10 protein-coding genes are annotated in these 13574 nt (G+C 45.8%); 5 read left to right on the top strand and 5 right to left on the bottom strand.

The features are described 5' to 3' along the window. Window positions 1-19 precede the first annotated feature (19 nt). Window positions 20-2350: a DNA internalization-related competence protein ComEC/Rec2 gene (locus MSG34_RS11610; protein ID WP_248337504.1), complete on the bottom strand. Its 2331-nt coding sequence runs from the start codon at window positions 2348-2350 to the stop codon at window positions 20-22. Between the two features lie 17 nt (window positions 2351-2367). Between MSG34_RS11610 and MSG34_RS11605 the strand changes: the two genes are divergently transcribed. Beyond that, entirely contained in the window at window positions 2368-2880 is a 513-nt protein-coding gene (locus tag MSG34_RS11605) for a DUF2062 domain-containing protein (protein WP_017060232.1), read from the top strand. A gap of 206 nt (window positions 2881-3086) precedes the next feature. Here the strand turns inward: MSG34_RS11605 and lolE are convergent, their stop codons facing one another. From lolE to lolC, 3 genes are read right to left on the bottom strand one after another with little or no spacing between them, the layout of a single operon-like run. Continuing rightward, entirely contained in the window at window positions 3087-4331 is a 1245-nt protein-coding gene (gene lolE, locus MSG34_RS11600) for a lipoprotein-releasing ABC transporter permease subunit LolE (RefSeq protein WP_248337502.1), read from the bottom strand. Continuing rightward, window positions 4332-5024, bottom strand: a complete 693-nt coding sequence (gene lolD / locus MSG34_RS11595) for a lipoprotein-releasing ABC transporter ATP-binding protein LolD (protein WP_048614550.1) — start codon at window positions 5022-5024, stop codon at window positions 4332-4334. After that, entirely contained in the window at window positions 5017-6225 is a 1209-nt protein-coding gene (lolC, locus tag MSG34_RS11590; RefSeq protein ID WP_059020945.1) for a lipoprotein-releasing ABC transporter permease subunit LolC, read from the bottom strand. The genes lolD and lolC overlap by 8 nt, the downstream gene beginning before the upstream one ends. A gap of 227 nt (window positions 6226-6452) precedes the next feature. On the opposite strand from lolC, the gene MSG34_RS11585 reads away from it, so the two are divergent. The 4 genes from MSG34_RS11585 (at window position 6453) to MSG34_RS11570 (ending at window position 12004) form a co-directional block, all read left to right on the top strand. Then, on the top strand, window positions 6453-7022 hold the full coding sequence (locus tag MSG34_RS11585; RefSeq protein WP_048614554.1) for a hypothetical protein: 570 nt from the start codon (window positions 6453-6455) through the stop codon (window positions 7020-7022). 6 nt (window positions 7023-7028) lie between these two features. Next, window positions 7029-10490 carry a transcription-repair coupling factor gene (gene mfd, locus MSG34_RS11580; protein WP_248337501.1) on the top strand — a complete coding sequence of 1154 codons (3462 nt, stop codon included), beginning with the start codon at window positions 7029-7031 and terminating at the stop codon, window positions 10488-10490. A 63-nt stretch (window positions 10491-10553) separates the two neighbouring features. Then, window positions 10554-11321, top strand: coding sequence for a peptidoglycan binding protein CsiV (locus MSG34_RS11575; RefSeq protein WP_017065298.1), 768 nt, complete (start codon window positions 10554-10556; stop codon window positions 11319-11321). A 137-nt stretch (window positions 11322-11458) separates the two neighbouring features. After that, window positions 11459-12004: a GNAT family protein gene (locus MSG34_RS11570; RefSeq protein ID WP_009847153.1), complete on the top strand. Its 546-nt coding sequence runs from the start codon at window positions 11459-11461 to the stop codon at window positions 12002-12004. 111 nt (window positions 12005-12115) lie between these two features. On the opposite strand, the gene MSG34_RS11565 is transcribed toward MSG34_RS11570, so the two are convergent. Then, on the bottom strand, window positions 12116-13405 hold the full coding sequence (locus MSG34_RS11565) for an NAD(P)/FAD-dependent oxidoreductase (protein WP_009847154.1): 1290 nt from the start codon (window positions 13403-13405) through the stop codon (window positions 12116-12118). Window positions 13406-13574 lie beyond the last annotated feature (169 nt).

Here is a 13574-nt window from a genome sequence, read left to right as displayed (position 1 = left end):
TTTTCTCACAATAATCTATCTATTCTACTCCCTTACGGAGCATCTGCCTATACCACTGCCCGCCTTGTTGTTCTCTAATCGCATGATATTGCCAACCTTCTTTGCTAAGAGTGATGGTTATTTGTCCGCTTTCTCCAGTATCAAGCCAAGTACTCCCCGCTTCCTGATAGCGTTCAATAATAGACTCACTAGGCATTCCCCACTGATTGCCTTTGGCGAGAGAAGCTATTGCCAGCTGAGGAGACACCGCCTCAATAAACGGCTTAATCGATGACGAATCGCTACCATGATGCGGAACCAACATAACATCACTCCTTAGCTGTTCTCCTTCACGAGCAAGTAACCACTCAATTACCAGCTCAATATCACCAGTGAGCAACATTGAGAAATCAACACTATGATCTGAGATCTTGACCACACACGAATGTGGGTTATACGCCCTCTTTACTTGCTTAGGAGGCCACAGTACTTCAAAAACAACATCTTGCCAGTTCCAAACTTCTCCAATAGTACATGTTTGAATATTAGACGAGGCTTGAGTGGTAGGTTGGCGTTCTTGAATAATGTTCTGGCTGGTTCTTATCCACTTTGGCGTATAGTTCTCAAGTAACGCCGGATAACCACCAGCATGGTCAGAATCGAAATGACTCACAATCACGCCTTCTAATTCATAAATCCCCTTTTGGTTTAAAGTAGGAATCAACAAGGACTCAACAACCGAGCCTCCTGGCCACGCATTACCAAGATCATAAACGACAATCTGATTGTTCTTTTCTAAAACCAAAGACAACCCATGCCCAACATCCAAGATGTCTATGGTTAGCTTGTCTTGCTGAGGTTTACCAAACTCCCACCACAACACGAACACTGCAGTTACTAATATCGATAATGTTCGCTTGAAATACCGACTAACAAAGCTCAAAAACAAGATAAGGAATACTGATAATGCAATCGTCTGATTATCAACTTGGATCCAAAATCGCTCAGAGAAAGGAAGACTAAATACGAGAGGCTCGAGCGACAAGTCGACCAACTTCCACACCTGGCTAACCAAACCATTGTCTAGCGCCGTTATACCAACCACGCCAGACACTGACTCCGATATTAAGCTTAGAAACATTGCCAGAAACAACAGCGGGATCGTCACCATCGATACCCAAGGCAAGAGGAGTAAATTGTAGAAAACAGAGACTAAACTGAACCCTTTGAAAAACAACATAGAGAAAGGCGCGATAAGGAATGTCAGCATCAGTTGAATCTTAATCAGTTGGAGTGCCCTGTTGATAAATGTAAAGGTTGAAGTTGAGTGCTGTGTATTTAACGCGATATAGAGAACAGCGCCCAATGCACCAAAGGACAACCAGAAACTGCTCGACAAGGCTGAAAACGGCCAAATCAGCAGGACCACGCACAAGCTTAAAGCGACATACCGGAGCAAACTGATATTTTGCCCACGCCACAAGAAATAACTGGCGATGGCGCACATCACTAAAGCCCTCAAAGTTGGCAGCGTGAACCCAGCAAACCAACTATAGAAATACGCCAAGCCGAGCCCAAATATTGTAGGTAACCAAAGAAATGAAGGAGAAAGTAACCTGAATATCTTGCCTATCTGATAGCCGATACCAAAGGCAATCCCAATATGCAGCCCCGAAATAGCCATCAAGTGGATCAAGCCACTGCTTTTAAGCAAATCCCACCGCTGAGGCGGAATAAGGTCTCGATATCCAAAACTCAAAGCGATAATGAGATCTTGATTTGACAGCAGACTTAACCTTTCAAGGCTGGTTTCAAACCATCGGGAGCGTAAGTTGGTGTTAGAGTGAATTCGGTATTTGGTTTCTGCTCTGTAAGTTGCATTGGCAACCACGCCAGTACTAAACAAGTACTTTTCGAGGTCAAAACCGGCTTCATTAAGTTTGCCCCATACCGGCTTTATTGAGGTCGATAAATAGACATCATCTCCAAGTGTTAACTTAAAAGGGGTAAACAAACGCAATTTTATCAATTGGGGAAAGATTAATTTTTCGCCGCCAATTGATCTGGCTACTATTACGCTTTCAAAACCGTGGCTATTTTCACTAAAAAGGCTAACAACCGACGCATTTATGGTAGTATTCTGCCCTGATTGGAATAAGCGACTCGTTTGTATTTCAATCGCATTCCCTAGGCAGATAACTAGTATCAATGCTGTTACTGGACCTCTTGCACTCCGGAAAACGCTATACTTTGTTGATGCTAGCAGTAACAACAGCATCAATGGTGCCCAAACCCAATGAGGCATCACAGGCCAGAAGCTGGCAGACACAACTGTCGCAGCAAATGAAATCAAGAACCAAGTGTTAAACAAGAGAGTAGCTTCCTCCTATGCCAAGAAAGTTTATCAAACGATTTATGCCTGACCATGATCTAATCAAGCGTCAGAAAGCATTGAAAGTTTTTGGCAATGTTTTGTACAACCCCAACTTATGGTGCCTTAATCGTCGCTCTGCGGCTGGCGCGTTTGCTGTTGGGTTATTCATGGCGTTTGTCCCTCTACCAAGTCAAATGATTATGTCTGCAGGCCTTGCTGTCGCATGTGGCGTTAACCTGCCTTTAGCTGTCGCACTTGTTTGGATCAGTAACCCGGTTACCATGCCTGTTCTCTTCTACTTTGCTTATAAAGTCGGGGCGTTTGTTATGCATGTGCCACCTCAAGCCTTCCATTTCGAATTGTCTTGGGACTTCATCTTGGCGCAAATGAGCACTATAGGGCCTCCGTTCTTATTGGGTTGTCTGATTTGTGGAGTGGTTTCAGCAATGATTGGCTACTTTGGTATTCGCGGTTTATGGCGCTACTCAGTAGTAAGAAGTTGGAAGAAGCGACAAGCAAGGCACTGAACGCCATCACTTGTTATTCAATCTAACCTTGTATGTGCTTCACTTAAAACGTACACAAGTTAAAATCGGATGAGCTACTTACCTCTGCAAGATTGGCATGTAACGAAAGTCGTAAAGAACATGAATTGAATTCAATAAAAAAGGATCCCACTGGGATCCTTTTTTTGTATCGACTGAAAACTGACGGCCTGTTATTTAGGCGAATGCTATTTAGAACTCAGCACTGAGGCTGGGTTTAACTTCGCCGCGCGTGACGCTGGATACCATGTCGCTAGTAGGCTCAGCACAATCGCAGTGCCGGAAACGACAACAACATCCGTCATATCAAGTTGTGATGGCAAGAAGTCGACAAAATAGATATCGCCGGACAAGAACTGGTGATCGACCAGCTTTTCAAGCCCTTTGATTAGTGTCGTGAGATTAAGCGCCACCAACACACCTATCGCACTCCCGACTAAACTGCCTAAAACACCTGAGAATACGCCCTGCCAAACAAAGATGCGCTTCACAAGACCGTCTGATGCACCCATGGTTCTTAAAATCGCGATCTCTGATGCTCTGTCTTTTACAGCCATCATTAAGGTCGAGACGATGTTGAAACAAGCCACACCAATAACCAGTACCATCACCAGATACATGATGGTACGAACCAATTGAATATCTCGATATAAGAAACCAAACTTCTGCTGCCAACTGCGCAGATACACATACACATCAAGCTGATTACCCACTTCACGCACAATAGAATTCGCGTTCAGCACATCGGTCACTTTTAAAGAGACCCCAGTCACCGCCTCACCTAAGTTTGCGTAGACCTGAGCATCACCAATCGGGATTAGCGCCAAGCTGTGATCTATCTGGCCATTAAGCGTCAGCAAGCCAACCACTTTCACTCGAACACGCTTTGGCGCCTGAACCTTCACAGAACCATTTACCGTTGGAATCATCAAAGTCAGATAATCACCGACTTTCGCACCCAGCACATTCGCTACACCAGAACCCAAAATGATCTGCTGCTGTCCTGCCTTAAACTCGCTCCAAGCTTGCTTATCGATAAAACTCGACAGGCTTGATACCTGTTGTTCAAGTTGTGGGTCAACGCCGCGAACTTCAATTGCTTTGAGTTCTTTGCCCTTTTCAGCAAGTGCAGTAATTTTTACATAAGGCGCAGCAGCAACAACTTTATCGTGCTTAATCGATTCCTCAATCACGTGCTCCCAACGAGTCACAGGCTCATTCACGCCTTCAAACTCACCGTGAGGAATGACAGAAAGTACTCGTGATTGAAGCTCTCGCTCAAAGCCATTCATCGCAGATAAGCCAATAATGATCACCGCGACACCAACAGCGATACCAATCGTCGAGGACAAAGAGATGAACGACACCATCTTGTCTCGTTGTTTCGCACGACTAAATCGGCCGCCTATCAATAGGGATAAAGAAGAAAACACTTAGCTCTCCTCTTTTTCTACGTTGACCAGTAAACCATCTTGCATGTGAAGCTGGCGGTCCATCTTACCGGCAAGTTCACCATCGTGAGTCACGACCAAAAAGGCAGTATCGTATTCACGGTTCAGTTCACGCATTAAATCGTAAATAGATAGTGCGGTGTTATGGTCAAGGTTACCGGTTGGTTCATCCGCCAACACTAACGCAGGCTTATTCACCAATGCACGAGCAATCGCCACACGTTGCCTTTCGCCACCAGAAAGCTCTGAAGGTCGGTGATCAACACGATGACTCAATCCAACTTTATCCAACAGACGTTGCGCTTCTTGTTTTGCTTTCGCTGGCTTTTCACCACCAATCAGCAACGGCATAGCTACGTTTTCTAACGCTGAAAAGTCCGAGAGAAGATGATGGAACTGATAGACAAAACCAAGATGCTGATTGCGAAGCTTCGCCTGCTTATTTGAACTCAAAGATGCTAAATCCTGACCAAGAAAACTTACGCTGCCCGCAGAAGCATCGTCTAATGCGCCTAAGATATGTAGTAAAGTACTTTTACCCGAGCCAGAGGTACCGATGATTGCTACTAGCTCACCCTTTTCGATTTCAAAGCTGACTCCCTTGAGCACCTCAGTATCTAACGAGCCTTCACGGTACGTTTTACGGATATCATTACATTGAAGAAAATTACTCATAACGAAGGGCCTCAGCAGGTTTCACAGACGATGCACGATAAGAAGGGAATACAGTAGCAATCAGGCTAAGTGCAATAGCCAGAACCACAACAACAGCGATTTGAATTGGGTTAATCAGAATTGGTAGCTGGCCACCAAATGAGAACAGAGCAACGCCCATCGCCTCTAAAATAGTATTAAGGTTCATCGCTAGGGCAACGCCTAACACACCACCAGAGAGCGCACCAATCACGCCACTACTTGCGCCTTGAACCATGAAGATTCCCATGACTTGACCATCAGTCATGCCTTGGGTCTTAAGAATCGCGACTTCAGACTGCTTCTCCATCACCACCATGATAAGTGCCGAGATAATATTGAAAGCAGCAACACCGATGATAAGCCCAAGCATTAAGCCCATCATGTTTTTTTCCATACGAACGGCTTGGAATAGCTCACCACGTTGGTCTCGCCAGTCGCTCCACAACCAACCTTCCGGTAATGGCTGAGTCGATAACTCTGCAACTTCAAACGGGTCTTCAAAAAACAGTCTCCAACCTGAAATAGTGTCTGATTTATAACGCATCAAACGCCCTGCATCTTGGATGTCTGTCACCATCAGTTGAGCGTCGATATCAGAACCTGTATTGAAAATACCGGCAACGGTGAAATTTCGTTGGCTTGGAATACGACCTAATGGGGTGTATTGGCTAGCGCTGGTCACCATCAGGCGAACTTTGTCACCCATAGAAACTTTCAAGTTTCTCGCCAAAGTATGACCGAGGAACAACTGATATTGACCCGCCTTAAGTGAAGACAATCTGCCCGCAATTAAGTGGTTCTGAAGAGGGTCGTCTGAATTAGGTTCAATGCCGATTAATAGCCCCGCAGATAACTGAGCCGGACTCTGAATCACTGCCTCACTGCGGACAATCGGTTCAACGTGACCATTAAGCGAGATTTGCTCTGCAAAATTAGGCGCTTGGGCAGCAAGAGAGGTAGTGCCACCTTGCTCATAAACCACCGCTTGAGGAAGAACACCAAGAATTCGGTCTTTTAACTGCGCTTCGAATCCATTCATTACCGATAAAACAGTAACCAAAGACAGCACACCAATGGTGATACCTGCCGTCGACATATAAGAAACAAAACGGCTAAAGCGATCACCTGAACGGCCTTTCAAATAGCGTAGGCCAACAAACAACGAAATAGGATGAAACATACTTTGAACCATCTAAAGGGGATGCGGGTTAATGTAACGGGTATTGCTGTTACTGTGTAGGGGTTAATTGAAAATATAGAGTGAATTAACTCAATTAGTTAGGCTTGAAAAACAGAACCTTGTCAAATTGCCAAATTTCAAACAACTATTTGAGACTTTCAATTAACTGACCTTGATTACTGCGGCCACATAGCGATAATCAATAGATCACTTCAAGGAACTAACGCATGACAGAACAAGAGTTTTTCACCGTTCACCATAGCCTTACCGCTAATATTGAACCAATGGACAGCGGCTTCACTTTACCCTCTCAAATTCAATTCGAATCTGAGATCCCAGCACCATTTGTGGTGGCAAGTGAATTTAGCCAATTGGATCTGTTAGCTGACAGTGCGCGTGCTGAACTGAAAAACAGCGACTTGAAGAATGTCACCAGTTTATTGGATGCACAAAACTCAAAATTAAACCTCTTGTTGAGCTTTATGTTATCGCAGCAAGATGATGAGAAATTTCGCACTCACACCTATTCATTTGGTGCGAGTCAGTTTTCCTGCTTTTCAAAAGCAGACATCGAACCGGGTCGCTTAGTAAAAGCCAAACTTTTTCTAGAGCACCCAGCTGCAGCAATTTATTGCTACGCAGAAGTCTTTGCTAGCGAGGCGAAAGACTCAGGTTTCGAAATCAAATTTAAATACGCTCATCTTCGCGATACGGACCAAGACCTGCTAATTAAAGCGGCACTTCATCAACAACAGAAACTCTTGCGTCAACGCTCTCTAGACCGAGATAACAAGTAAATTAACATGACCAAAAAATCCATATTTACACTACCTAAACTTAAAGGTGCCGGTGACAAAAAGCACATCGGTAACCTAGTCGGTTCGTCTCTCGCTCTTGCCATTGCCAAACTCGCAGAGCAACACAACAGCCATACAGTCTTGGCTGTACCCGACCCACAAGTGGCGCTTAAGCTTCAATCTGAAATTGAACAGTTTACGGTACATGAAGTCGCATTATTCCCTGATTGGGAAACGCTGCCATACGATAGCTTCTCGCCGCACCAAGAGATCATCTCAGATCGTATCGCTCGCCTTTATGCACTGCCAACGCTAAAAGACGGTATTACGATCGTACCGATCAGCACGCTACTTCAGCGTCAATCACCACGTGACTTTTTACTGCAACACACCTTAATGGTGAAAACGGGCGATCTCTACTCGCTTGAGAAACTGCGCTTACAGCTTGAAAAGTCAGGCTATCGGTACGTTGATCAAGTGTTTGGCCCAGGTGAATACGCTAGCCGTGGTTCTATTCTCGATCTGTTCCCAATGGGCAGTAAAGACCCGTATCGAATCGATTTTTTCGATGACGAGATCGACACAATCCGTACTTTCGATCCTGAAAACCAACGCTCTATCGAAGACATCTCTGAGATCCGCCTGCTGCCTGCTCACGAATTCCCAACCTCGGAAACGGCGATTGAAGATTTCCGTATTCGTTGGCGCCAACAGTTTGATGCGCGCCGCGAACCAGAATCGGTTTATATGCAGGTTTCTAAGGGTACGTGGCCTGCTGGTATCGAGTACTGGCAACCGCTGTTCTTTGATCACACTGAAACCTTGTTTGATTACGTTGCCGATGAAGCGCAACTCTTGGTTCTTGGTGATGTCGAGACTGCAGTAGATTCATTCCTAACGGACGTTGCTCATCGATACGAACAGCGCGGTGTTGACCCATTACGACCACTGCTCACACCTGAACAACTGTGGCTAAAGAAAGACGAGCTGTTCGCACACTTCAAACAGAAGCCACAAGTCAATCTGAGCTTAGATTCAATTGAAGAGAAAGCTGGACGTACCAACCTTCCGGTTGTGTCTCTTCCTGATCTCAGCGTTCAGCATCAGAATAAAGAGCCACTCGCAAACCTAAGAAAGTTCACTGAAGCCTTCGAAGGAAAAGTGGTCTTTTCAGTTGAGTCTGAAGGCCGCCGTGAAGCTCTGAGTGAATTACTTCGAGGCATTAAAGTTCGTCCAAGCGAAGTTGAAAACCTCGACGCGGCGATTAAAGGTAAAGATAAGTTCAGCCTGATCCTAGGGTCAGCGGAACATGGCTTTATCCACGAAGAGCAAAACATCGCCCTTATCTGTGAAAGCGACCTGTTGGGTGATCGCGTTGTTCAGCGCCGCAAGAAAGACAAGAAAAGCGTTAACAGCGATACTGTCATTCGTCACTTAGCCGAACTTAAACCGGGTCAACCTGTTGTGCACATTGACCACGGTATTGGTCGCTACATCGGCTTGCAAACACTCGAAGCCGGCGGCATGAAAACCGAATATGTAACGCTTGAGTATCAAAACGATGCCAAGCTCTACGTGCCAGTTGCTTCTTTGAACTTAATCGGGCGTTACTCGGGTGGCGCTGAAGATTCAGCACCGCTACATAAACTCGGTGGCGAAGCGTGGCAAAAAGCGCGTAAACGCGCCGCAGAGAAAGTACGTGACGTTGCAGCGGAGCTACTTGATGTTTACGCCAAGCGAGAGCTAAAACCTGGCTACAAGTTTGTACTCGACCGCGGCCAATACGCGACCTTCAAATCTGGCTTCCCGTTTGAAGAAACCGATGACCAAGCGATGGCCATCAATGCCGTTATGTCTGACATGTGTCAAGCAAAAGCCATGGACCGTTTGGTGTGTGGTGATGTTGGCTTTGGTAAAACCGAAGTCGCGATGCGTGCAGCATTCGTTTGTACCGACAACAGCAAACAAGTCGCGGTATTAGTTCCAACCACCCTACTTGCTCAGCAACACTTCGAAAACTTCCGTGACCGTTTCGCTAACTTGCCGATTCGTGTTGAGGTTCTATCCCGATTCAAATCAGCTAAAGAGCAGAAGTTGATCATGCAAGATGTCGCCGACGGTAAGGTCGATATCTTGGTGGGGACTCACAAGCTGCTTTCGAGTGATATTAAGTTTAAAGACCTTGGCTTGCTGGTTGTCGATGAAGAACACAGATTTGGTGTACGTCAGAAAGAGAAAGTGAAAGCGATGCGTGCGGATGTCGACATCCTAACGCTTACTGCGACACCGATCCCGCGAACGCTGAACATGGCAATGAGTGGCATGCGTGACCTTTCGATCATCGCTACACCACCCGCACGACGCTTGGCAATTAAAACCTTCGTTCGCGAGAGTGATGATGCCATCGTCAGAGAAGCGGTACTTCGTGAAATAATGCGTGGTGGTCAGGTTTACTTCCTGCACAACCAAGTCGACACGATTGAGAAAACAGCAGAGTCACTACAGAAGTTGATTCCAGAAGCGCGTGTTACCGTGGCTCATGGCCAGATGCGTGAGCGCGAACTAGAACGCATCATGAATGACTTCTACCACCAGCGCTTTAACTTATTGGTGTGTACAACCATCATTGAAACCGGTATCGACGTACCAACGGCCAATACCATCTTGATGGACAGAGCCGATAACCTTGGTTTAGCACAGCTGCACCAATTACGTGGTCGTGTAGGTCGTTCGCACCACCAAGCTTATGCTTACTTGTTAACGCCACACCCTAAAGCAATGACCAAAGATGCGATCAAGCGATTGGATGCGATAGCTTCGCTCGAAGACTTGGGCGCAGGCTTTACCCTAGCAACTCACGATTTAGAGATTCGTGGTGCAGGTGAGTTGTTGGGTGATGAACAGAGTGGTCAAATCCAGTCGGTTGGTTTCACCTTGTACATGGAGATGCTTGAGCAAGCAGTAGAAGCATTGAAAGAAGGTCGAGAACCATCGCTTGATGACCTACTGCGTGAACAAACTGAAATTGAGATGCGTCTGCCTGCACTATTGCCAGATGACTACATCCCAGACATCAACACGCGTTTATCAACATACAAGCGTATTGCGAGTGTGAGTGACACCGACGAATTGGCAGAGTTGAAAGTCGAGCTGATTGATCGCTTCGGCCTTCTGCCTGATGCAACCAAGAACTTGTTGTCAGTTTCTGAGCTAAAATTAGCCGCAGCGTCTATCAAAGCGAAGAAAATTGAAGCCCACGATAAGGGTGGATTCTTAGAATTCTACCCGGATGCTGACATAAACCCGGCCTACCTTGTTAAACTGTTGCAATCTCAACCGCAAAAGTTTTCAATGGAAGGACCAACAAAGTTCAAGTTTACGATACCATTGGTCGACAGACGGAAACGAATTCAATTTGTTAGTGGTTTATTGGGCGAATTCAGACAAAACTTGCTGCCTTCAGCATAAGACCCAATCCACTTGCACATATAAATTATCCAGCCGGTAGTTCGGCTGGAAGACGGAGTAAAAATGAAAAGACTGATCCCACTGCTACTATTGTTCGTCTCACTGCCAAGTTTGGCGCAGAGACAATTTGATATAGAAGTGATCATTTTTAAGCGCGCTGTTGATGCAGAGAAGGTGAACGAATCTTGGCCAAATACACAGCCTAAGATTTCACTTGAGCGTGTTGGTTCATTTCAAGATACCCAATACCGAGCAAAGAAAGGCGTACAGATGTTGCCTTACTCGGAATACAAATTAACGCCTCAGAAAGACAAGCTACGTAAACACGCTGGCTTTGAAGTTCTGATGCATACCGCTTGGCGTCAAGGCGACCAAGGCAAGAGCTCTGCCCCTGTTTTCCACATTCAAGCAGGTAAAGATTTCTCTAAACAATTTAATGCTGATGGCTCTGAAAAAGGCGCAATCACAGCAGGCAGCGCTGATGGGTTCCAAGAAGAGACCATTGATAAGCCACTCTACGAATTAGACGGCAAGCTGCAAATCTACGTTCAGCATTACCTATACGCTGAAACGACATTAGATTTAAAAGCGCCAAGCGTTCGTGAAGTGACTCTACAAGAGCAACAAATCGAGCTAGATTCACCAGTAAGTGGCGCAGAAAGCAACGTCCAAGTGGGCAACCTAACTGAAATTTCTCCGACGGTTGAAGTCCAAGAGTTCCTTAAGAGCTACCGCATGGACCAAAAACGTCGTATGCGCAGTACAGAAACTCACTACCTTGACCACCCACTTCTTGGAATGGTAATTCAAGTTAGACGTGTAGCGCAGTAAGTTACTTGCCGATTCGGCTATAATTATATAAATAATTCAATCCGCCCTCCTAGTGAGGGCGTTTTATTAAGTGCTATCTATCTTTATTCTGTACTGACTCTCTTTGTTCAGTACTTACACGTTACTTGGTACGTCTTATGAGCCCTGAATTTCAGATCAACACACAAAACCTTAGCCTTAAAATCATTGAGGCCTCAGATGCTCAAGAATTTTCTCAGCTGGTTAAGTCCTCCCCTAGCTTGTTGCCATGGGTCGACTGGTGTCATAGCGAGTTTTCTATCGTCGAAGCCGAGAAGTTTATTCTGGCGACTCGCTTAAACTGGGTGAAAGCCGATGCGTTTGGCTTTGGCATCTTTGAACGAAAAAGCGATAAGTTAGTCGGTATGGTTGCGATTAATGAGCTTTACCACACCTTTAATATGGCGAGTTTAGGTTATTGGGTGGGTGATGACTTTCAAAGGAGAGGGATCGCCAAAGAAGCGATGCTCGCCCTATTTGAATTTTGTTTCGCGCAACTCAAGTTAACGCGTTTGGAGATTGTCTGCGATACCGAGAACCTACCCAGCCAAAAGTTGATAGAGAAGTGTGGCGCTGAGCGAGAAACCATTGCCAAGAATCGATTTCTGTTTAACGGTAAGCCCAAAGATGGCGTGGTTTATTCTGTGCTGCCTCCAACGTCTTAACAGCAGAAATGAGTTCAACACCTGCGATAGCACGTAAGCGACACGATCAAAAAAGAGCTCCAAAGAGCTCTTTTTTATTATCAGCGTAATGCCCTTAGAAGGCTTACCTGATTAGTGAAGCTTTAGGTTTGGACGAAGTACACGGTTAATACGACCAACCAGCATCATCAGTGATGTTTTGATTAAGCCGTGAAGCGCCATCTGGTGCATGCGGTACAAAGAGATGTACACCACACGAGCAATACGACCTTCAACCATCATCGAACCTTTCGTCAGGTTACCCATCAAGCTACCTACCGTAGAGAAACGGCTTAGTGAAACTAGCGAGCCTTTATCTTTGTAGATGTAATCTTTCAGGTCACGACCGTTCAACTTAGCAATGATGTTGCTGAATGCACAGCTTGCCATTTGGTGAGCCGCTTGTGCACGTGGCGGAACGAATGAACCATCTGCTTGTGTACATTGCGCCAAGTCACCGATCGCAAAGATGTTGTCATCCAGTGTTGTTTGCAGCGTGTTCTTCACAACTAACTGGTTGATACGGTTGGTCTCAAGACCACCGATATCTTTCATGAAATCTGGTGCTTTGATACCTGCTGCCCATACCATGATTTGAGCTGGGATCTTGTCGCCATCTTTGGTTGTTAGGCCGTCAGAATCCGCCTGAGTCACCATCGTATTCGTACGAACGTTCACACCAAGCTTGGTTAGCTCAGAGTGTGCTGCGCTTGAAATACGAGGAGGTAGAGCTGGAAGAATACGCTCACCCGCTTCAACAAGGTTAACATTCAGCTTGCTTGAATCTAGGTCGCCAAAGCCGTAAGTACGAAGCTCTTTAACTGCGTTGTGTAGCTCTGCAGAAAGCTCTACACCTGTTGCACCAGCACCAACAATCGCGATGTCTACCGTGCCTTGACCGTTCTTAGCGTGAAGCTTTAAGAACTGGTTGTTCATTTCTGTACGGAAACGGTGTGCTTGCTCTGGACTATCAAGGAAAATACAGTTGTCACGAACGCCTGGAGTGTTGAAGTCGTTTGACGTTGAACCTAGCGCCATCACAAGAATATCGTATTCAAGCTCACGGCTTGGCATCAGCAGTTCACCGTGCTCGTCTGTAAGCTCGCTTAGTGCAATCACTTTACGCTCACGATCGATGTCGTTCAGGCTGCCCATTTGGAAATCGAAGTAATGGTTTTTTGCGTGTGCACGGTAGCTTAGTGCATCAACCCCTTCATCCAGTGAGCCCGTTGCTACTTCATGAAGTAATGGTTTCCATAGGTGGCTTGCTTTACGGTCTACCAGAGTAATCTGGGCACGTTTCTTACGACCTAAAGTGCGGCCTAGCTTAGTTGCTAGTTCTAAACCACCAGCACCACCGCCTACTACGATAATTTTTGTCACAATGACAATCCTCTACAAAATGAATAAATGGGGTTCGGCTCGATTACTCCAACCGATAAATTCTATGTATCTACTCGGCCTTGAATGCGAAGGCTGTTACAAATTGGATTACCGCGAAAAAGAATAACGACAGCTCACCGAGTAGTTAGAGGGGTTACAAACAACAAAT

The organism is Vibrio sp. 1CM2L (assembly GCF_023161695.1).
GTDB lineage: Bacteria > Pseudomonadota > Gammaproteobacteria > Enterobacterales > Vibrionaceae > Vibrio > Vibrio coralliirubri.
Note: the sequence above shows the minus strand (reverse complement) of the source record. Positions and strands in the feature narration are given on the sequence as shown.

What these genes read in the sequence shown, in the direction of transcription:
- MSG34_RS11605 (WP_017060232.1), top strand. Translation starts at nt 2,368, where the DNA reads ATGCCAAGAAAGTTTATCAAACGATTTATGCCTGACCATGATCTAATC.
- lolD (WP_048614550.1), bottom strand. Translation starts at nt 5,024, where the DNA reads ATGAGTAATTTTCTTCAATGTAATGATATCCGTAAAACGTACCGTGAA.
- lolC (WP_059020945.1), bottom strand. Translation starts at nt 6,225, where the DNA reads ATGTTTCATCCTATTTCGTTGTTTGTTGGCCTACGCTATTTGAAAGGC.
- MSG34_RS11585 (WP_048614554.1), top strand. Translation starts at nt 6,453, where the DNA reads ATGACAGAACAAGAGTTTTTCACCGTTCACCATAGCCTTACCGCTAAT.
- mfd (WP_248337501.1), top strand. Translation starts at nt 7,029, where the DNA reads ATGACCAAAAAATCCATATTTACACTACCTAAACTTAAAGGTGCCGGT.
- MSG34_RS11575 (WP_017065298.1), top strand. Translation starts at nt 10,554, where the DNA reads ATGAAAAGACTGATCCCACTGCTACTATTGTTCGTCTCACTGCCAAGT.
- MSG34_RS11570 (WP_009847153.1), top strand. Translation starts at nt 11,459, where the DNA reads ATGAGCCCTGAATTTCAGATCAACACACAAAACCTTAGCCTTAAAATC.